Origin of the sequence: Rehaibacterium terrae (genome assembly GCF_014202935.1) — a bacterium.
In the GTDB taxonomy this organism is placed as follows: Bacteria; Pseudomonadota; Gammaproteobacteria; order Xanthomonadales; family Xanthomonadaceae; genus Rehaibacterium; species Rehaibacterium terrae.
This window is the reverse complement of the sequence record NZ_JACHHX010000010.1, coordinates 39,841-58,724: the sequence shown is the minus strand read 5'-3', so window position 1 is coordinate 58,724 and position 18,884 is coordinate 39,841. Positions and strand designations below refer to the sequence as shown.

At 69.9% G+C, this 18,884-nt stretch carries 13 protein-coding genes and 2 tRNA genes; 10 read left to right on the top strand and 5 right to left on the bottom strand.

Annotated elements, in window-relative coordinates:
• Window positions 1–171: 171 nt before the first annotated feature.
• The gene (mutS, locus tag HNQ58_RS08210) at window positions 172–2,739 is read right to left on the bottom strand and encodes a DNA mismatch repair protein MutS (RefSeq protein WP_246417209.1); all 2,568 of its coding nucleotides are present in this window, start codon (window positions 2,737–2,739) and stop codon (window positions 172–174) included.
• Window positions 2,740–2,782: 43 nt separating this feature from the next.
• On the opposite strand from mutS, the gene HNQ58_RS08205 reads away from it, so the two are divergent.
• The 8 genes from HNQ58_RS08205 to HNQ58_RS08170 all read left to right on the top strand — a co-directional run bounded on the left by HNQ58_RS08205 (window position 2,783) and on the right by HNQ58_RS08170 (window position 9,949).
• Window positions 2,783–3,289: a CinA family protein gene (locus tag HNQ58_RS08205; protein WP_183948420.1), complete on the top strand. Its 507-nt coding sequence runs from the start codon at window positions 2,783–2,785 to the stop codon at window positions 3,287–3,289.
• Window positions 3,290–3,491: 202 nt separating this feature from the next.
• Window positions 3,492–4,166, top strand: a complete 675-nt coding sequence (gene lexA, locus HNQ58_RS08200; protein ID WP_183948419.1) for a transcriptional repressor LexA — start codon at window positions 3,492–3,494, stop codon at window positions 4,164–4,166.
• Window positions 4,167–4,337: 171 nt separating this feature from the next.
• Window positions 4,338–5,372 carry a recombinase RecA gene (gene recA, locus HNQ58_RS08195; protein ID WP_183948418.1) on the top strand — a complete coding sequence of 345 codons (1,035 nt, stop codon included), beginning with the start codon at window positions 4,338–4,340 and terminating at the stop codon, window positions 5,370–5,372.
• A 1-nt stretch (window position 5,373) separates the two neighbouring features.
• Window positions 5,374–5,868 carry a regulatory protein RecX gene (locus HNQ58_RS08190; RefSeq protein ID WP_183948417.1) on the top strand — a complete coding sequence of 165 codons (495 nt, stop codon included), beginning with the start codon at window positions 5,374–5,376 and terminating at the stop codon, window positions 5,866–5,868.
• Window positions 5,869–6,319: 451 nt separating this feature from the next.
• Window positions 6,320–8,968, top strand: coding sequence for an alanine--tRNA ligase (gene alaS, locus HNQ58_RS08185; RefSeq protein WP_183948416.1), 2,649 nt, complete (start codon window positions 6,320–6,322; stop codon window positions 8,966–8,968).
• A 147-nt stretch (window positions 8,969–9,115) separates the two neighbouring features.
• Window positions 9,116–9,328, top strand: a complete 213-nt coding sequence (gene csrA, locus HNQ58_RS08180; protein WP_183948415.1) for a carbon storage regulator CsrA — start codon at window positions 9,116–9,118, stop codon at window positions 9,326–9,328.
• Between the two features lie 51 nt (window positions 9,329–9,379).
• Window positions 9,380–9,472 (top strand) — tRNA-Ser (locus HNQ58_RS08175).
• A 400-nt stretch (window positions 9,473–9,872) separates the two neighbouring features.
• Window positions 9,873–9,949, top strand: a tRNA-Arg gene (locus tag HNQ58_RS08170).
• Window positions 9,950–10,120: 171 nt separating this feature from the next.
• Here the strand turns inward: HNQ58_RS08170 and HNQ58_RS08165 are convergent.
• The 4 genes from HNQ58_RS08165 to thpR form a co-directional block, all read right to left on the bottom strand.
• Window positions 10,121–12,205, bottom strand: a complete 2,085-nt coding sequence (locus tag HNQ58_RS08165; protein ID WP_183948414.1) for a M13 family metallopeptidase — start codon at window positions 12,203–12,205, stop codon at window positions 10,121–10,123.
• A gap of 187 nt (window positions 12,206–12,392) precedes the next feature.
• A complete protein-coding gene (locus HNQ58_RS08160; RefSeq protein WP_183948413.1) occupies window positions 12,393–14,480 on the bottom strand; it encodes a M13-type metalloendopeptidase in 2,088 nt (695 codons plus the stop codon).
• Between the two features lie 235 nt (window positions 14,481–14,715).
• A complete protein-coding gene (locus HNQ58_RS08155) occupies window positions 14,716–15,678 on the bottom strand; it encodes a GGDEF domain-containing protein (RefSeq protein ID WP_221301219.1) in 963 nt (320 codons plus the stop codon).
• A 124-nt stretch (window positions 15,679–15,802) separates the two neighbouring features.
• The gene (gene thpR / locus HNQ58_RS08150) at window positions 15,803–16,372 is read right to left on the bottom strand and encodes an RNA 2',3'-cyclic phosphodiesterase (RefSeq protein ID WP_183948411.1); all 570 of its coding nucleotides are present in this window, start codon (window positions 16,370–16,372) and stop codon (window positions 15,803–15,805) included.
• 261 nt (window positions 16,373–16,633) lie between these two features.
• On the opposite strand from thpR, the gene serA reads away from it, so the two are divergent.
• Window positions 16,634–18,196 (top strand): phosphoglycerate dehydrogenase, encoded by a 1,563-nt coding sequence (gene serA / locus HNQ58_RS08145; RefSeq protein WP_183948410.1) that lies wholly within the window; start codon window positions 16,634–16,636, stop codon window positions 18,194–18,196.
• The gene (locus HNQ58_RS08140; protein WP_183948409.1) at window positions 18,196–18,837 is read left to right on the top strand and encodes a histidine phosphatase family protein; all 642 of its coding nucleotides are present in this window, start codon (window positions 18,196–18,198) and stop codon (window positions 18,835–18,837) included. The genes serA and HNQ58_RS08140 overlap by 1 nt, the downstream gene beginning before the upstream one ends.
• The last annotated feature ends 47 nt before the right edge of the window (window positions 18,838–18,884 follow it).

Here is an 18,884-nt window from a genome sequence, read left to right as displayed (position 1 = left end):
CTCCTGTGGGTGCGATGGATGATCGCGGTGCGTGCCGCGCCGCCAGTCCACCCTAGTCCGCAGCGGTCGCGAAGTGAAATCGAATGTGTCTACGATTTCGATATCTTCCGGCTATGGAATGCCGGCATGGCCGGTGGCTGCACAGCGCAAGCCTGATGGCGCGATCACCGGTCAGAGCAGGCTGCGCAGGCGGTACAGCGCCTCCAGCGCCTGCCGGGGGGTGAGTTGGTCCGGATCGATGGCGGCCAGCGCTTCCAGCGCCGGCGCCGGACCGGCGAACAGGCCCATCTGTTGCGGCGCGTCGAGCGCCTGCGGCGAGGTGTCCGGCACGCCCGCGCCGCGCTGTTCCAGTTCGGCGAGGTAGCGCCGCGCATCGCTCACCACCGCGCGCGGCAGCCCCGCCAGCGCCGCCACCTGCAGACCGAAGCTGCGATTGGCCGGGCCATCCTTCACCGCGTGCATGAACACCAGCCTGTCGCCGTGCTCGACCGCATCGAGATGGACATTGGCGATGCCGCTGCCGGGCTCGGCCAGCGCGGTCAGCTCGAAGTAGTGGGTGGCGAACAGCGTGTACGCGCGGTTGCCGCGCGCCAGTTGCAGCGCGCAGGCCTTGGCCAGCGCCAGGCCGTCATAGGTGGAGGTGCCGCGGCCGATCTCGTCCATCAGCACCAGCGAGTGTTCGCTGGCGTGGTGGAGGATGTAGGCGGTCTCGCTCATCTCGACCATGAAGGTGGACTGGCCGCGGGCGAGGTCGTCGCCGGCGCCGATGCGGGTGAGGATGCGGTCGATCGGGCCGATCCGTGCGCGCGTCGCCGGCACGAAGCTGCCGATATGCGCGAGCAGCACGATCAGCGCGTTCTGGCGCATGTACGTGCTCTTGCCACCCATGTTCGGGCCGGTGATGACCAGCATGCGGCGCTGTTCGTCGAGGACCAGGTCGTTGGGCTCGAACGGCTCGCTGCGCACCGCCTCGACCACCGGATGGCGGCCGCGTTCGATGTGGATGCCCGGTTCGTCGGACAAGGCCGGACGCGACCAGTCCAGTGCCTGCGCGCGCTCGGCGAAGCCGGCCAGCACGTCCAGCTCGGCCAGCGCGGCGGCACAGCGCTTGAGCGGCGGCAGCACGGCGTTGAGTGCATCGAGCAGCTGCTCCCACAGCAGCCGCTCGCGCGCCAGAGCGCGCTCGCGGGCGCTGAGCACCTTGTCCTCGAAGCCCTTGAGCTCCTCGGTGATGTAGCGCTCGGCGTTGCTCAGCGTCTGCCGGCGCGTGTAGTGTGCCGGGGCGCGCTCGGCCTGGGCCTTGCTGATCTCGATGTAGTAGCCGTGGACGCGGTTGTAGCCGACCTTGAGCGTGGCGATGCCGGTGGCCTCGCGCTCGCGGGCCTCCAGCTCGGTCAGGAACTGGTCGGCGTGCGTGCTCAGCCGGCGCAGTTCGTCCAGTTCGGCGTCATGACCGTCGGCGATCACGCCGCCGTCGCGCAGCAGCACCGGCGGCTGCGGCACGATCGCCGTGGCGAGCAGGGCGGTGGTGTCGGCGTGCTCGCCGAGCTCGCCGGCCAGCGCGTGCAGGCGCGGCGAATCCAGCGGTGTCAGCGTGGCGCGCAGCGCCGGCAGCATCGCCAACGCGTCGCGCAGGGTGGACAGATCGCGCGGCCGCGCCGAGCGCAAGGCGACGCGGCTGAGGATGCGCTCGACGTCGCCCAGCCCGCGAAAGGCTTCGCGCAGGGGTTCGAACGCGCGCGCATCGAGCAGCGTCTCCACTGCCTGGTGCCGCTCGCCGAGGATGCGGCGGTCGCGCAGCGGACGGTGCAGCCAGCGTCGCAGCAGACGGCCGCCCATCGGCGTGACGGTGCTGTCGAGCACCCCGACCAGCGTGTGCTCGCTGCGGCCGTCGATGCGGCTGTCGAGTTCCAGGTGGCGGCGGGTGGCCGCGTTCATCGCGATGGTGTCCTCGGCCGACTCGAGCGCGAGCGAGTTCAGGTGCGGCAGCCGCTGCTTCTGGGTTTCCTCCAGATAGCCGAGCAGCGCGCCAGCAGCGGCGATCGCCAGCGGCCGGTCCTCGACGCCGTAGGCGGTGAGGTCGTGGGTGCCGAAGAAACGGAGCAACTGGCGTCGGCCGCCATCGGCGTCGAAGTGCCACGGCCCGCGCCGGCGCAGGCCATTGCGCGAGGTCAGGAACGCCGGCCAGCCGTCCTCGTCGGGCAGCAGCAGTTCGGCCGGCTCCAGCCGCGCCAGTTCGGCGGCCAGCATGTCCTCGTCGGCGACTTCACTCACCAGGAAGCGCCCGCCGGACAGGTCCGCCCAGGCCAGCCCGTAGCCGGTCCTGCCGCGGGCCACCGCCATCAGCAGCGTGTCGCGGCGCTCCTCCAGCAGCGCCTCGTCGGTGACCGTGCCGGGCGTGACGATGCGCACCACCTTGCGTTCGACCAGTCCCTTGCTGGTGGCGGGGTCGCCGATCTGCTCGCAGATCGCCACCGACTCGCCCAATGCCACCAGCCGGGCCAGATAGCCCTCCACGGCATGCACCGGCACGCCGGCCATCGGGATCGGCTGGCCGGCGGAAACCCCGCGCTGGGTCAGGGTGATGTCGAGCAGCTTCGCCGCACGCCGTGCGTCGTCGTAGAACAGCTCGTAGAAGTCGCCCATGCGGAAGAACAGCAGGATGTCCGGATGCTCCGCCTTGGCGGCGAAGTACTGGCGCATGAGCGGGGTGTGCTGACTGACGTCGGCGGCGGACATCCGCGGGGCATCGGACAGGGGCAGGGCCGGGTATTCTAGCGGCATGGATGCCGCCACCGTTCCCGACGACACCACCCTGCATGCGCTGGCCGAGCGGGTCGGTCGCACGCTCAAGGCGCACCACCTGATGCTGGTCACCGCCGAGAGCTGCACCGGCGGCTGGATCGCCAAGACCATCACCGACATACCCGGCTGTTCGGACTGGTTCGACTGCGGGCTGGCCGCGTACAGCTACGAGGCCAAGCAGGCGCTGCTCGGCGTGCGGCCGGAGACGCTCATGGAGCACGGCGCGGTCAGCCGCGAGACGGTGCTGGAGATGGTGTCCGGGGCCTTGATCCATTCCGGCGCGAGCGTGGCGGTGGCGGTGACCGGGATCGCCGGCCCCGGTGGCGGCACCCCGGACAAGCCGGTCGGCACGGTCTGGATCGGCTGGAAGCGGCGCGGCGGCTATCCGGTCGCCGAACTGTTCCATTTCGATGGCGACCGCGAGGCGGTGCGCCGGCAGACCGTGGCTGCGGCGCTGCGGGGGCTGCTCGACACGGTCGCGTGAGGCGCGGCGGAAGCACCGCCCGGGACATGGCCGGACCTCACCACGAGAGGCGCCGGACTCGGCCGCTTCGCGGCTACGCCTTGGCTACGCTCGGTCCCACCTTGCGGGAATGACGATGCCTCGATGCTCTTTCCCGGCCCCCCATTGCATGGCTCGAATCGAGTTAGTAGTATTGCTACCAACAGCCCCGCCGGAGCCTGCCATGCGGATCACCGACACCCAGCGCGCCATGCTCGCCCTGATCGCCGAGCGCATCGAGGCCGAGGGCATGCCGCCCTCGCAGACCGAGCTGGCGCGGGCGATGGGTTTTTCCAGCGTGCGCGCCGCGCAGTACCACCTCGACGCCCTCGCCCAGGCCGGTGCCATCGAGCGTGTGCCCGGGCGGGCACGCGGCCTGCGCCTGACCGAGGCCGGGCTGGCCGAACTGGGCGTGGATGAATCGCCGGCATCGCACGGTAACGACGCCCCGGCCTCGGCGGTGGCCAGCGGCGAGGCCCTGCATCTGCCGGTACTCGGGCAGGTGGCGGCGGGCCAGCCGATCGGCGCCGACATCGGCCTGGAGCGGATGGTGCTGCTCGACCGCGCGCTGTTCATGCCGTCTCCGGACTACCTGCTGCAGGTCAAGGGCGATTCGATGCGCGACGAGGGCATCCTCGACGGCGACCTGATCGGCGTGCACCGCACCCGCGATGCCCGCTCCGGGCAGATCGTGGTCGCCCGCATCGACGACGAGATCACCGTCAAGCTGCTCAAGATCGGCAAGGACCGCATCCGTCTGCTGCCGCGCAATCCAGACCACGCCCCGATCGAGGTGCTGCCCGGCCAGGACTTCGCCATCGAGGGCCTGTACTGCGGTCTGGTGAGGCCCAGCCGGTGAGCCGTGAGGCGGCCCCACCGGGTGTTTTTCCGACCCGCCAGGCCGGCATCCGCCGATCCCGCGCGGCCGGCGCCGGCGTCAGTCTCGAACCCGCGTCGTGGCGTCTCAGCCGCTGCGACTTTCCGCCCGTAAACTGATCCCGTTCCCCCGCATTCCACCGAGGACACGACCATGGACGAGAACAAGAAGCGCGCGCTTGCCGCCGCCCTGAGCCAGATCGAGAAGCAGTTCGGCAAAGGCGCGGTGATGCGCATGGGCGACCGCACCGCCGAGGCCGCCGAGGTGATCAGCACCGGTTCGCTGATGCTGGATATCGCGCTCGGCATCGGTGGCCTGCCAAAAGGCCGCGTCGTCGAGATCTACGGTCCGGAGTCCTCGGGCAAGACCACGCTCACCCTGCAGGCCATCGCACAGTGCCAGAAGGCCGGTGGCACCGCCGCCTTCGTCGATGCCGAGCACGCACTCGATCCGGTCTACGCGCAGAAGCTCGGCGTCAACGTCGACGACCTGCTGGTTTCGCAGCCGGACACCGGCGAGCAGGCGCTGGAAATCGCCGACATGCTGGTGCGCTCGGGTGCGGTGGACATGGTGGTGGTGGACTCGGTCGCCGCGCTCACGCCCAAGGCCGAGATCGAGGGCGAGATGGGTGACCAGCTTCCCGGCCTGCAGGCGCGCCTGATGAGCCAGGCGCTGCGCAAGCTCACCGGCAACATCAAGCGCTCCAACTGTCTGGTGATCTTCATCAACCAGCTGCGCATGAAGATCGGCGTGATGATGCCGGGCCAGAGCCCGGAGACCACCACCGGCGGCAACGCGCTCAAGTTCTACGCCTCGGTGCGTCTGGACATCCGCCGTATCGGCAGCGTCAAGAAGGGTGACGAGATCATCGGCAACCAGACCAAGATCAAGGTCGTCAAGAACAAGCTGGCACCGCCGTTCAAGCAGATCGTCACCGAGATCCTCTACGGCGAGGGCATCAGCCGCGAAGGCGAGCTGATCGAGATGGGCGTCAATGCCAAGCTGGTGGAAAAGTCCGGCGCCTGGTACGGCTACAACGGCGAGCGCATCGGCCAAGGCAAGGAGAACGCCCGCCAGTGGCTGAAGGACAATCCTGCCGCCGCCGCCGAGCTGGAAGCCAAGCTGCGCGAGATCTTCGTGCCGGACCTGGTGATCGGCGAGGAAGCCGCCGAGGAAGTCGAGGCCTGAGTTGGACCGGGACGACGGTCAGCGCAGCCGTCGCGGCCGACGGCCGCCCCCGAGCGCCTATCAGCGGGCCGCCGGCCTGCTGGTACGGCGTGAGCACTCCCGCCGTGAACTCAAGCGCAAACTGACCGCCCGCGGCGTCGAGGCCGACGAGGCCGAGGCCGCGGTCGAGCGGCTGGCCGGGCAGGGCTGGCAGGACGACGGCCGCTTCGCCGAAAGCCTGGCCCGCAGCCGCGCCGCCGCCGGCCATGGGCCGCTGCGGATCCGCGCCGAGCTGGGCACGCATGGCCTGACGGGAGAGCAGATCGAGGCTGCCCTGGCCGCCTGCGAGGCCGACTGGGCCGAGAACGCCCGCCAGGCCATCGCCCGCCGTTACAGCGCGGCCGAACTGGCCGACCCGGCCAAGCGCCGCAAGGCCGCCGAGTTCCTGTTCCGTCGCGGCTTCGACCACGACAGCGTCCGCGCCGCCATCCGCTTCGATGCCGACACCGATCTGTAGTCGTGCACATGACGGGAGCCGTATCGCCATGTGGCAGCGGCCATGGCCGCGATCCAATGCGCCGCGGCCTGCCCATCGCCGCCATGGCGGCTCCCAGCGCCGAGCAGGAGCTTCTGCGACCGTGCAGTAGCCATAGCCCGGGTGCGGGCGCGCAGCGCCGGAATCCGGGGCGGGTTCGCGGTGTTCGTCCCGGGCTCCGCTTCGCTCCATCCGGGCCACTGGCCGTGTGAGCGGCCATGTGTCCGGGTATGGGAGCGGCCATGACCGCGCCCCCAGCGCGCCGCGCCCTGCTCATCGCCGCCCCGTGGCAGGGCCCATGGCAGCGCCGGCTCCGCGTCCCTGCTACCCTTAACGGCTTTCGCGGTTCGTGGTTGCCTGCCCGGGTTTCCGGCCTCATCTTGAGGGCGGCGGCGGCACCGGCCGCCCCGTATTCCAGACCCAGCCGACCCGCATGAAGACCACCAACGAAATCCGCCGGGATTTCCTCGAGTTTTTCCGTGCCAAGGGCCACGAAGTGGTGCCCTCCAGCCCGCTCGTGCCGGGCAACGACCCGACGCTGCTGTTCACCAACGCCGGCATGGTGCAGTTCAAGGACGTGTTCCTCGGCGCCGAGAAGCGCAGCTACAAGCGCGCCGTGTCCTCGCAGCGCTGCGTGCGCGCCGGCGGCAAGCACAACGACCTAGACCAGGTCGGTTACACCGCGCGTCATCACACCTTCTTCGAGATGCTGGGCAACTTCAGCTTCGGCGATTACTTCAAGCGCGACGCGATCGCCTATGCCTGGGAGCTGCTCACCGGCGTCTGGGGCCTGCCGGCCGAACGCCTGCTGGTCACCGTCTACCACACCGACGACGAGGCCTACGGCATCTGGAAGGACGTGATCGGCGTGCCGGCCGAGCGCATCGTCCGCATCGGCGACAACAAGGGCGCACCCTACGCCTCCGACAATTTCTGGCAGATGGCCGACACCGGCCCCTGCGGTCCGTGCAGCGAGATCTTCTACGACCACGGCGCGCACATCCCGGGCGGCCCGCCGGGCTCGCCGGACGAGGACGGCGACCGCTTCATCGAGATCTGGAACCTGGTGTTCATGCAGTTCGACCGCCAGCCGGACGGCACGTTGGTGCCACTGCCGGCACCGTGCGTCGATACCGGCATGGGCCTGGAGCGCATCGCCGCCGTGCTGCAGCACGTGCATTCCAATTACGAGATCGACCTGTTCCAGGCGTTGATCCGCGCCGCCGCCGAACTCGCCGGCACGCAGGATCTGGACAACAAGTCGCTGCGCGTGATCGCCGACCACATCCGCGCCTGCAGCTTCCTGATCGTCGATGGCGTGCTGCCCAGCAACGAGGGACGCGGCTACGTGCTGCGCCGGATCATTCGACGCGCCGTGCGCCACGTCTGGAAGCTGGGTGCGTTGTCTGCCGATGGCGCCTTCTGGAAGATGGTCGCGCCGCTGGTCGCGCAGATGGGCGAGGCCTATCCCGAGTTGCGCGCGAAGCAGGCGATGGTGGAGCAGGCGCTGCGCGCCGAGGAGGCCGCGTTCGCGCAGACGCTCGATGCCGGCATGCAGCGGCTGGAAGGCTACTTGCAGAAAGGGCAGGGCAGTCTCGACGGCGAGGCGCTGTTCCAGCTCCACGACACCTATGGCTGCCCGCCCGACCTGATCGTCGACATCCTGCGCGAGAAACACGCCGCGCTGGCCGACGGCGCGATGGCGCAGTACGAGGCGTTGATGGAACAGCAGCGCGAGCGTGCCCGCGCCGCCAGCAAGTTCGCCGGCGCCAATGCGTTGCCGGCCGAGTGGGTGGTCCGGCTGGCGCCGACCGAGTTCCTCGGTTACCAGGCGCTGAGCGCGGACGACTGCCGCGTGGTCGCGCTGGTGAAGGACGGCAGGCCGGTCGAGCAGCTCGATGCCGGCGAGGAGGGCGTGGTGATCCTGCACCACACGCCGTTCTACGCCGAGTCCGGCGGTCAGGTCGGCGACACCGGCGTGCTCGAAGCACAGGGCGTGCGCTTCGAGGTCGCCGACACGCAGAAATTCTCGGCGGTATTCCACGGCCATGTCGGCCGCGTCGTCAGCGGCACGATCCGCCTCGGTGATTCGCTGGCCGCGCATGTGGACGGCGACCGCCGCGCCGCCATCGTGCTCAACCACTCGGCCACCCACCTGCTGCACGCCGCGCTGCGCCGGGTGCTCGGCGAGCACGTGCAGCAGAAGGGCTCGCTGGTGGCGCCCGACCGGCTGCGCTTCGACTTCTCGCATTTCCAGGCGGTGTCTCCGGCGCAGCTGGCCGAGATCGAGGCGCTGGTCAATGCGCAGATCCGCCGCAACAGCGAGGCCGAAGTGCACCACATGGGCATGCAGGAGGCGCTGGACTTCGGCGCCATGGCCCTGTTCGGCGAGAAATACGGCGAGCGTGTGCGCGTGCTGCGCATGGGCGAGTTCTCCACCGAGCTGTGCGGCGGCACCCACGTGTCGCGTACCGGCGACATCGGCCTGTTCAAGATCGTCTCCGAAAGCGGCGTCGCCGCCGGCGTGCGCCGCATCGAGGCGGTGACCGGGCAGGGCGCGCTCGACTACATCGCCGAGCAGGAGCGCCGGCTGGACCAGGTGGCGGCCCTGCTGGGCGGCAGCGGCGCCGATGTGGTCGACAAGCTGCGCCAGCTGTTCGAGCGGCAGAAGAAACTCGAGCGCGAGCTGGAGTCGCTCAAGGCCAGGGCGGCTGCCGGCACGACCGCGGACCTCGCCGCCACCGCCGCCGATATCGACGGCGTGAAGGTGGTGGCCGCGCGCCTGGAAGGTCTGGATCCCAAGGCGCTGCGCGAGGCGGTCGACCAGCTCAAGCACAAGCTCGGCGACACGGTGGTCCTGCTGGCGGCCGCCAGCGGAGGCAAGGCCGCGCTGGTGGCGGGCGTGAACGGCGCCGCACTGGGCAAGGTCAAGGCCGGCGAACTCCTGTCCCATGTCGCCGGTCAGATCGGGGGCAAGGGCGGCGGCCGTCCCGACATGGCCCAGGGTGGTGGCGAGGACGGTCCGGCGCTGGTCAAGGCGCTGGAAGGCGTCCGCGACTGGGTGGCCCGGCGGCTGCAGTGATTCGCGACGATTGCGCAGGCGGTGATCGCTTCGTTACCATGCGGTCGCCGCCCGCCGGGCGGGGATGAAGGAGCGCCGCGGGCTGTGCCGCTGTCGCGGTCGGTCGCGGACCCGGCGCACGGAAGTACCGGGCAAGGAGACCACGCAATGCTTATTCTCACCCGCCGGGTAGGCGAAACCCTCATGATCGGCGACTCGGTCACCGTCACGGTGCTCGGCGTCAAGGGCAACCAGGTGCGTATCGGCATCACCGCGCCGAAGGACGTCGCCGTTCATCGCGAAGAGATCTATCAGCGCATCCACCGCGACGAGGAGTCGCAAGGCGGCCAAGGCGGGTCCGGTTTGCCGCCGAAAGGCTGAACCGGTATCCTTTGCGCCCGTCGCGTCGCGGGCGCGACCAGACGATTTCCCGGAGAGATGCCCGAGAGGCCGAAGGGGCTCCCCTGCTAAGGGAGTATAGGGTCAAAAGCTCTATCGAGGGTTCGAATCCCTCTCTCTCCGCCAGACACGACGAAGGCCCCTGATGGGGCCTTCGTCGTGTCTGGCGGAGCTGCGGCGCGCGGCGCGCGATGTCCTCGCGCAGGTCTCCATATTCCCCAGTGCTCCGCCGCGGACTGCCCACCGCGGCTCAGGTGTGCTTGTTTGCGGTATCCGGTATCCGGTTGCAGGCACGATCCGTCGCTTCCGTCGGAGCGGCGGAAGACGCAGTCGGCAGTCGACGCAGCATCTGCGCTGCGGTGCGGGCATGGCATTCCGTTCGCAGCTCGCGTCGCGCTCCTGCGGCGGGCGTCGTGCCGGCTGAGGCGGTCGCCGTGACGGATACGGATGCACTGCGCGCAGCCGCGGAAAATCTCCCATGGGGCGTTGACGGGTTCGGATTCATGCCCCATAATTTCGCTCCTTCGCGCCCGTAGCTCAGCTGGATAGAGCACCAGGCTACGAACTTGGTGGTCGGGAGTTCGAATCTCTCCGGGCGCGCCATTAAGCGAAAAAGGGCCCGCCGGCAACGGCGGGCCCTTTTCCGTTCCCGGTCTGGCATGAGGTCCGGTCGTCCTGCGGGCCACCACTGGCCGCTTCGGGCCGCGTCCAGAGCCGCAACAAGCCCCTCCGGAGAGAAGCTTGTTGCGGCAGTGCCGGCGATGCCGCCGAGGCTTACCAGATCACCACGCGCGCATCGCCCTCGCGCACCATCGGGTCACCGCTTTCGCAGCCGAAGGCTTCGGCGAAGGCCGGCATGTTCGACGGCGCGCCGATGGCGCGGAAGTTCGCCGGGGCGTGCGAGTCGGTGTTCAACCGCACCTTCAGCTCGGCCTCGGTGAAGTTGCGCCGCCACACGGTGGCCCAGTTCATGAAGAAGCGCTGGCTCTGGGTGAAGCCTTCGATCATCGGGTCGACGAAGCCTTCGCCCTGGGCGCGCCGCATCGCGTCGTAGGCGACGGTGAGGCCGCCGAGGTCGGCGATGTTCTCGCCCAGCGTCAGCCGGCCGTTGACGAACAGACCGGGCAGGGCCTCGTAGCCGTTGAACTGCTCGACCAGGATCGCGGTGCGGGACTCGAAGGCGGCGCGGTCCTCGTCGGTCCACCAGTTCTCGAAGTTGCCGGCGGCGTCGAATTTGCTGCCCTGGTCGTCGTAGCCGTGGATCATTTCGTGGCCGATCACCGCGCCGATGCCGCCGTAGTTGAGGGCGTCGTCGGCCTCGGGGTCGAAGAACGGCGGCTGCAGGATCGCGGCCGGGAAGACGATCTCGTTGCGGGTGGAGTTGTAGTAGGCGTTGACCGTCTGCGGCGACATGAACCACTCCTTGCGGTCCACCGGCTTGCCGATCTTGTCGAGCATGTAGCGGTAATTGAAGGCGGCGGCGGCCAGGGCGTTGCCGGCGTAGCTGTCGGCCGACACCTGCAGGCCGCTCCAGTCGCGCCACTGCTCCGGGTAACCGATCTTGGGCGTGAAGGTGCTCCACTTCTCCAGCGCCTTGGCCTTCGTCTCCTCGCCCATCCATTCCAGGTTCTCGAGCCGGTGCCTGAGCGCCTCGCTCAGGTTGCCGACCAGCTTTTCCATCTTCGCCTTGGATTCGGGCGGGAAGGCGACCTGCACGTAGAGCTGGCCGAGCGCCTCGCCCATCGCGCCGTTGAGGCTGTTCAGCACGCGCTTCCAGCGCTCCTGCATCTGCTGCTGGCCGCGCAGGGTCCGGCCGTAGAAGGCGAAGTTCTGCGCCTCCAGCGCGGCGGTGAGATAGGGTGCGGCGGCGTCGATGGTCCTGAAGCGCAGGTAGGCCTGCCAGTCGGCCGCCGGGGTGTCGGCCAGCATGGCGTTGATCTCCTGGAAGAAACCGGGCATGGCCAGCGAGAACATCTCCGGCTGTGCCACACCGATGGCGTCGAAGAAGGCGGTCCAGGAGAAGTTCGGGGTCAGCGCGTCGGCTTCGGCGAGCGAAACCGGGTTGTAGCGCTTGGCCGGATCGCGCAGTTCCACCCGTGGCAGCGAGGCCTGCGCCAGGCGGGTTTCGAAGGCCAGCACCTGTCGTGCCTGGGCGGCGGCGGACTCGGGATCGACGCCGGCCAGTTCCAGCGTCTTCGCCACATGCTCCACGAAAGCCGCGCGGATGCGTTGATAGTCCTCGCGGTCCTCCAGGTAGTAGGCGCGCTCGGGCAGCGACAGCCCGCCCTGGCCGGCATAGGCGATCACCATCTCGGAGTTCTTGAAGTCGGCGTTGGCGCCGAAGCCGAACAACATGCCGCGGCCCTGTGCATAGGCCTGGCGCAGGAAGGCGGCGATGTCCTCGCCCGAGGCCAGCGCATCGATCTGCGCCAGGATCGGCGCGATCGGCGCCACCCCGGCCGCCTCGATCGCCGCCTCGTCCATGCCGGCGGCGAAGAAGTCGCCGACCTTGCGCTCGACCGTGCCGGCCGGGGCATCGCCGGTCATCGCCGCCTTGGCGATCGCGTGCTGGATCTGCAGCGAGCGCTCGCCCAGCAGTTCGAAGCTGCCCCAGGTGGTGCGGTCGGCCGGCACCGGATTGGCGGCCAGCCACTTGCCGTTGACATGGGCGTTGAAGTCGCGGCAGGCCGGCACCGACGGATCCAGGTCGGCTGCCTGCAGCCGGTTCACCGGCGCGGTGATGGCCGACAGGTCGATCCCGGGCGTGGCGCCCGGGGCGGCGGCCTGTTCGCCGGACGAGCAGCCGGCGAGGGCGACGAGGATGGCGACGGAAAGGGCGGCACGCACGCGATGCTTCATTGCAGGTTCTCCTCGGCGCCGGGCGCCGCAGCAAGAGTGATGGAAGGCCCCACACCCTAGGTGCTGTCCGGGGTGGGGATATGTGTCGAAAGTCATGGGGTGCCGGCATGGCCGGGCCGGGCGCGGCCCGAAAAAACGGACGGCCCGGGGGGCGCCCGGGCCGTCGTGTCGCGGGGTCGCGGGGGGCTTACCAGATCACCACGCGCGCATCGCCCTCGCGCACCATCGGGTCGCCGCTTTCACAGCCGAAGGCCGCGGCGAAGGCCGGCATGTTCGACGGCGCGCCGATGGCGCGGAACGGCGCCGGGGCGTGCGGGTCGGTGGTCAGGCGGACCTTGAGTTCCTCGTCCTTGAAGTTGCGGCGCCAGACGGTGGCCCAGTTCATGAAGAAGCGCTGGTCCTGGGTGAAGCCTTCGACCATCGGGTCGTTGAAGCGCTCGCCCTGGGCTCGGCGCATCGCGTCGTAGGCGACCGACAGGCCGCCGAGGTCGGCGATGTTCTCGCCCAGCGTGAGCCGGCCGTTGACGTGGATGCCGTCGATCGACTCGTAGCCGTCGAACTGCTCGATCAGCCGGGCGGTGCGTTCCTCAAAGCCCTGGCGGTCCTTGTCGGTCCACCAGTTGGCGAAGTTGCCCTTGGCGTCGAAGCGGCTACCCTGGTCGTCGTAGCCGTGGATCATCTCGTGGCCGATCACCGCGCCGATGCCGCCGTAGTTGAGGGCGTCGTCGGCCTCGGGGTCGAAGAACGGCGGCTGCAGGATCGCGGCGGGGAAGACGATCTCGTTGCGCAGTGGGTGGTAGTAGGCGTTGACGGTCTGTGGGCTCATCTGCCACTCGCTCGGGTCGACCGGCTGGCCGATCTTGGCGAGCTGGTACTTCCAGTTGAAGGCGTTGGCCGCCATCAGGTTGGTGACGTAGGCCGCGCGCGAGGTTTCAAGACCGGACCAGTCGCGCCAGGTGTCCGGGTAGCCGATCTTGGGCGTGAAACCGGCCCATTTCTCCAGCGCCTTGGCGCGGGTCTCCTCGCCCATCCACTCGAGGTTTTCCAGTCGCGCCTTCAGCGCCTGGCTGAGGTTGTCGACCAACTTCTCCATCTTCGCCTTCGACTCCGGCGGGAAGGCCACCTCGACGTAGAGCTGGCCCAGCGCCTCGCCGGCCTGGGCGTTGATGGCGTTGAGCACGCGTTTCCAGCGCGGCTGCATCTGCTGCTGGCCGCGCAGGGTCTTGCCGTAGAAGTTGAAGTTTTCTTCGGCGAAGGCGTCGGAGAGGAACGGCGCGGCGTTGTCGACGGTGTGGAAGCGCAGGTAGGCCTGCCACACCTCGACCGGCGTGTCGGCGAGCATGGCGCTGACTTCCTTGTGGAAGTCGGGCGTGGCCAGCGAGAACATCGCCGGTGCGGCGATGCCCTGCGCCTGGAAGAACGCCGACCACGGGAAATTCGGGGTCAACGCGTCGGCGTCGGCGAGGCTGACCGGGTTGTAGTAGAGCGAGACGTCGCGGGAGAGCTCCTCGCTCGATTTCGATACCCGGGCCAGTCGGGTCTCGAAAGCCATCACCTGCTGCGCTTGCGCTGCGGCCGCGTCGGCCTCGATGCCGGACAGTTCCAGCACCCTGGCGATATGGGCGAGGTAGGCCTCGCGCGCCTTGATGTAGTCGGCGCGGTCTTCCAGGTAGTAGCCGCGATCGGGCAGGCCCAGGCCGCCCTGGCTGGCGTAGGCGATGGTCATGGTCGGGTTCCTGAAGTCCGACTCCGGGCCGAAGCCGAACAGGAAGCCCTGACCCTGGGCGAAGCCGTCGCGGATGTGGGCGGCGACTTGCTCCGGCGTGGACAGCGCGGCGATGGCGTCGAGCATCGGCTGGATCGGCGCGATGCCGGCAGCGTTGATCGCGGCCTCGTCCATGCCGGTGGCCCACAGGTCGCCGATCATCCGCTCGATGCCGCCTTCGCCGGTGGCGGCGGCGTGCTCGACCAGGGCGCGCTGGATCTCCAGCGAGCGTTCGGCCAGCAACTCGAAGCTGCCCCAGGTGCTGCGGTCGGCCGGCACCGGATTGGCGGCCAGCCACTTGCCGTTGACGTGCGTGTTGAGGTCCTGACAGGCCGGCACGGACGGATCCAGGTCGCTCGCCTTGAGCACGCTGACCGGCGTCTTGAGCGCGGACAGGTCGATGGCCGGTCGGGCAGGCGTCGTAGCCTGCTGGTTGTCGGCGGCGGGGGAGCAGCCGGCCAGGGCGAGGGCGACGGCCAGGGCGAGGGGGCTGAGCGAGCGGATGTTCACGGAGTGATTCCTGTGCCGATGGGTGGGGGCTGTCCGCGCAGTCACGCGGTAACCAGCGATGATGGACCGGTCGGCGGCTGCCGGTAAGTGGCGCAAGTCACGCCAACCAGCCCCGTTCGCGGGGCCGGTCGCGCGCGAATCTTGCCCGGGCTCGCGCGGAGCGGCCGCGATCGCGTTCAGACGGTTTCGTGGGCGCGTCGACGCGCCGTCTCGTCGAGCAATGCGTCGGCCGCGATCACGCAGCGGTCGCGCCCCTGCTGTTTGGCGAGATACATGGCGGCATCGGCCGGGCCAGACAGTCCGCCCACGGCTCGTCGGCCAGCAGGTTGGCACCGCCCATCGATACCGTCACCGGCCCAGCTGCGCAGCGCAGGCTGTCCCGCACGCAGCGCAGCAGCTTCTGTGACGTGGCGCGCAGGCCTTCATTGTCGGTGCCCGGCAACAGCAGCACGAACTCCTCGCCGCCGTAGCGGAACAGCCGGTCGCGTTTGCGCAGCACCGATTGCATCAGCCCGGCGAAGTCCCGCAGCACCTGGTCGCCGGCGTCGTGACCCAGGCGGTCGTTGACGCGCTTGAAGTGGTCCAGGTCGAGCACGAGCAGCGCCGCCGGCCGGGCCTGTGTACGGCGGCGGCGTTGTGCCTCGGCCAGTTCGATCTCCATCAGGCGCCGGTTGGGCAGGCCGGTGAGCGGGTCGTGGGTGGCGAGGGCCTCCAGTTGCCGGCGCTGGCTCTCGGCCCGGTGGGCGAAGATGAAGGCGAACAGGCTCACGAGCGCCGATGTGGTCAGGAACGACCAGCGCTCACCGGCATTGGCGAACAGCTCCCGGTGCAGCAGCAGGGCCGCGATCAGCGTCACGTTGGCGGCGAAAGCCAGCCGCTGGCTGGTCAGCAGGAAGGTGCTGAGCAGCACGGTATAGACCCACATCACGCCGACGTCGTCGAGCAGCTGGGCGATCAGCGCGCCGCCGGCGGTGATGATCACGGCGATCGCGGTGCCGGCCAGGCGGGTGCGGCCGGTCCGCCAGACGAAGATCATCGCGGCGATGATCGTGACGACCAGGGCCGTGTCGATGGCTCCGACAAGCCAGCGCCCCTGCGCAAAGCGGTAGATGCCGAATGGCGTGATGCCGACGATCGCGATCAGTCCGAACAGCGTGATGATCGCCAGATGGAAGTCGCCCCGCAGTCGTTCCAGCATCGATCCGCCCCTGATGGCTCCGCCCTTGGCGCCATGCCGTTCGTTGGCAAGGCCGCGCACGACCGACCTGCCGGCGTGTTGGCGGCATGGTCCGTTGCTGTCCCGCGGCGGGCAATGGGGGGAATCACCCAGGTCGCGGCGCAAGCGGCCATGTGCCGAGTGTGGCGTAGTTGCACGCAGTGCGACAACGGGCCGGGCCGTACAGGGTGAGCGCGCTGACGGCCAGGCTCAGGGGCGGCAGGGCGACCGGCGCGCGCGCCAACGGCTTGCCCGGGGCGCGGGCCAGGGTCACGTGCGGCCGGAAGCGCTGGGTTTCGGCGGGAAAGCCGAGTGCGCGCGCCCCGGCCTCCAGGTCAGCGGCCAGCGCGGCCAGCGCCGGCTCGTCGGCGAAGGCGGCGACGAGCACCCGCGGTGCCGCCGGTGGCCAGTACTCGATACGCTGCAGGGCGGTTCGCATTGCCGCGTGATGCGGGGCGGTGCGCGCGGCGAGCCGTTCGATCTCCCGGCGCTGGGCGTCGGTGGCCTCGCCGAAGAAGCGCAGGGTCAGATGCAGGTCGGCATCGGCCGTCCAGCGCAGTATGGGTGCGGCCGGCAGCGCCGCGCGCAGCGCCTCGCGCAGGGCGACCAGCGCGGCGCGGTCGACAGCGTCGGGGGCGACGGCGAGGAACAGGCGCGGCATGGCGTCACGCTGCACCGGCGCGGTCGCCGTCGCAAGCGGGGCTTGCGCACCGGCCGCGCTCTGCTAACGTGGACGCCGCAAGGATCAGGATTCCCATGCTCGCGAAGCCCCGTCTCCTGACCTGCGGCAGTGCAGCCGGTTGCCGTCTGGTCCCGTTCGTCCCCTCGCGCGTTCTCGTGCGCACGCCGACGCGTGCGTCGCGGGCTTTCTCCTGTTTCCCTGCGTTCCCTTCCCGCCGCGCTCGCGGCGAGGTCCCCGACGCTTCTGGAGAGAGACATGCGCGTGTTGGCCTGCGACGGCATCCATGAGGATGGCCTGACCCTGTTCCGCTCGGCCGGTTGGACGGTCGAGGTATCCGAACCCATCAAGGATCCGGCCGCGCTTGCCAAGGCGTTGGACGGCGTCGACGCGCTGCTGGTGCGCTCGGCGACGAAGGTGCCGGCCGAGGCGCTGGCCGGCGCCGCGCAACTGAAAGTGATCGGCCGTGCCGGCGCCGGCGTCGACACCATCGATGTCGACGCCGCCACCGCGCGCGGCATCGCGGTGATGAACGCGCCGGACGGCAACACGCTGGCCGCCGCCGAACACGCCTTGAGCCTGCTGTTCGCGCTGGCCCGCCACATCCCGCGCGCCGATGCCGGCATGAAGGCCGGGCAGTGGCCGAAGAACGGCCTGACCGGCTTCGAGCTGGAAGGCAAGCGGCTGGGCATCATCGGCCTGGGACGGATCGGCTCCACCGTGGCGCGCAAGGCGCGCGGCATCGGCATGGAGGTCGCCGCCCACGATCCGTTCCTGCCTGCGGCCGCTGCCGGCAAGGGCAGCGTGCCGCTGCTGGATCTCGACGCGCTGCTCGGCTGGGCCGACATCGTCACCCTGCATGTCCCGCGCACGAAGGAGACGACCAATCTCCTCGACGCCGCACGGCTGCGTACGATGAAGCGCGGCGCCTATCTCATCAACGCCGCCCGTGGCGGGCTGGTCGATGAGCAGGCCCTGCTGGAGGTGCTGGACGAAGGCCATCTGGCGGGCGCCGCGCTCGACACCTTCGCCACCGAGCCGCTGCCGGCCGACTCGCCGCTGCGCGGTCACCCCAAGCTGCTGCTCACACCGCATCTGGGCGCCTCCACCGGCGAGGCGCAGCAGGCGGTGAGCACGATCCTGGCGCGGCAGATTCTGGACTTCATCCAGACCGGTGCGGTCGCCGGCTGCGTCAACCTGCCACCGCTGACGCCCGAGGCCGCGCGCGAGATCGGCCCGTGGATGCCACTGATGAGCGCACTCGGGAAACTCGCCGTGCGGCTGGTGCCGGCGCCCACCCGCCTGCATCTGACCTATGCCGGCCGCACCGAAGGGCTCGATCCGCGCCCGCTCACCCGCCTGCTGGTGGCCGCGCTGCTCGGCTCGGCCTCCGGCCGCGTCACCCCGGTCAATGCCCTGCAGGAAGCCGCGCTGCGCGGGCTGGAGGTGGCCGAAACCGTCGGCGGCGACGGCGACGGTTTCGACCGTCTGCTGAAGCTGCGGGTGGAGGGGGGCGAGGGCGTGCGCGAGATCGAGGCCACCTTGCATCGCGGCCCGCGCGTGGTGCGCCTGGACGGCGTGGAGCTCGACTTCGACCCGCGCGCCCATTTGCTGCTGATGCGCAACGAGGATCGCCCCGGTGTGATCGGCCTGGTCGGCTCCCACCTCGGCGCCGCCGGCATCAACATCATCAACTTCTCGCTCGGCGCTACCGGCGACGGCCAGGCGGTCGCCGCCATCACCGTCGACCACGAGGTTCCCGCCGCACAACTGGTCGCCCTGCGCGCCATCCCCGGTATCGTCGAGATGGAGCCGGTCTGATGCGCATCCTGCTCGCACGTCATGGTGAAACCGCCTGGAATGCGGAGGGACGGTACCAGGGACAGCGGGACATTCCGCTGTCGCCGGTGGGCGAGGCCCAGGCGCGGGCCTTGGGCGAACGGCTGGCCGAGGTGCCGATCGCACGGGCGGTGGCTTCACCGCTGAGCCGCGCGCGGCGCACGGCGGAGATCGCGCTGGGCGCACGCGCCGGCCTGCTGGTGCTGGATGCCGGATTCGCCGAGATCGCTCACGGCGACTGGGAGGGCAAGCTGGCCAGTGAGATCCGCGCCGTCGATCCCGAGCGCCTGCGCGCCTGGCGGGAGGATCCCGAGTCGGTGCGGATGCCCGGCGGCGAATCGCTGGCCGAGGTGATGGTGCGCTGCTGGGCGGCCTTCGAGCGGGCCTGCGAGGGCCTGGCGGAGAAGGATGTGCTGCTGGTGGTCGCACACGACGCAGTCAACCGCCTGATCCTCGCCCGCGTGCTCGGCCTGCCGATCGCGCGGCTGTGGTCGTTCCGGCAGGCGCCGACCACGCTCAACCTGCTCGAAGGGCCGCAGGCGGCCGCGCTCGAGGTCGTGCGCCTCAATGATTGTGCGCATCACACGGCATTCTTCGGCGAGGCGGTACACCGGGCGCTGTAGCGATGATCCCGGTCAAACCCGCCCCGATCCGGTCGCGTTACCCTGCC

What these genes read in the sequence shown, in the direction of transcription:
- HNQ58_RS08155 (WP_221301219.1), bottom strand. Translation starts at nt 15,678, where the DNA reads ATGCTGGAACGACTGCGGGGCGACTTCCATCTGGCGATCATCACGCTG.
- lexA (WP_183948419.1), top strand. Translation starts at nt 3,492, where the DNA reads ATGCGGATCACCGACACCCAGCGCGCCATGCTCGCCCTGATCGCCGAG.
- HNQ58_RS08165 (WP_183948414.1), bottom strand. Translation starts at nt 12,205, where the DNA reads ATGAAGCATCGCGTGCGTGCCGCCCTTTCCGTCGCCATCCTCGTCGCC.
- csrA (WP_183948415.1), top strand. Translation starts at nt 9,116, where the DNA reads ATGCTTATTCTCACCCGCCGGGTAGGCGAAACCCTCATGATCGGCGAC.
- recA (WP_183948418.1), top strand. Translation starts at nt 4,338, where the DNA reads ATGGACGAGAACAAGAAGCGCGCGCTTGCCGCCGCCCTGAGCCAGATC.
- serA (WP_183948410.1), top strand. Translation starts at nt 16,634, where the DNA reads ATGCGCGTGTTGGCCTGCGACGGCATCCATGAGGATGGCCTGACCCTG.
- mutS (WP_246417209.1), bottom strand. Translation starts at nt 2,739, where the DNA reads ATGTCCGCCGCCGACGTCAGTCAGCACACCCCGCTCATGCGCCAGTAC.
- HNQ58_RS08205 (WP_183948420.1), top strand. Translation starts at nt 2,783, where the DNA reads ATGGATGCCGCCACCGTTCCCGACGACACCACCCTGCATGCGCTGGCC.
- alaS (WP_183948416.1), top strand. Translation starts at nt 6,320, where the DNA reads ATGAAGACCACCAACGAAATCCGCCGGGATTTCCTCGAGTTTTTCCGT.
- HNQ58_RS08140 (WP_183948409.1), top strand. Translation starts at nt 18,196, where the DNA reads ATGCGCATCCTGCTCGCACGTCATGGTGAAACCGCCTGGAATGCGGAG.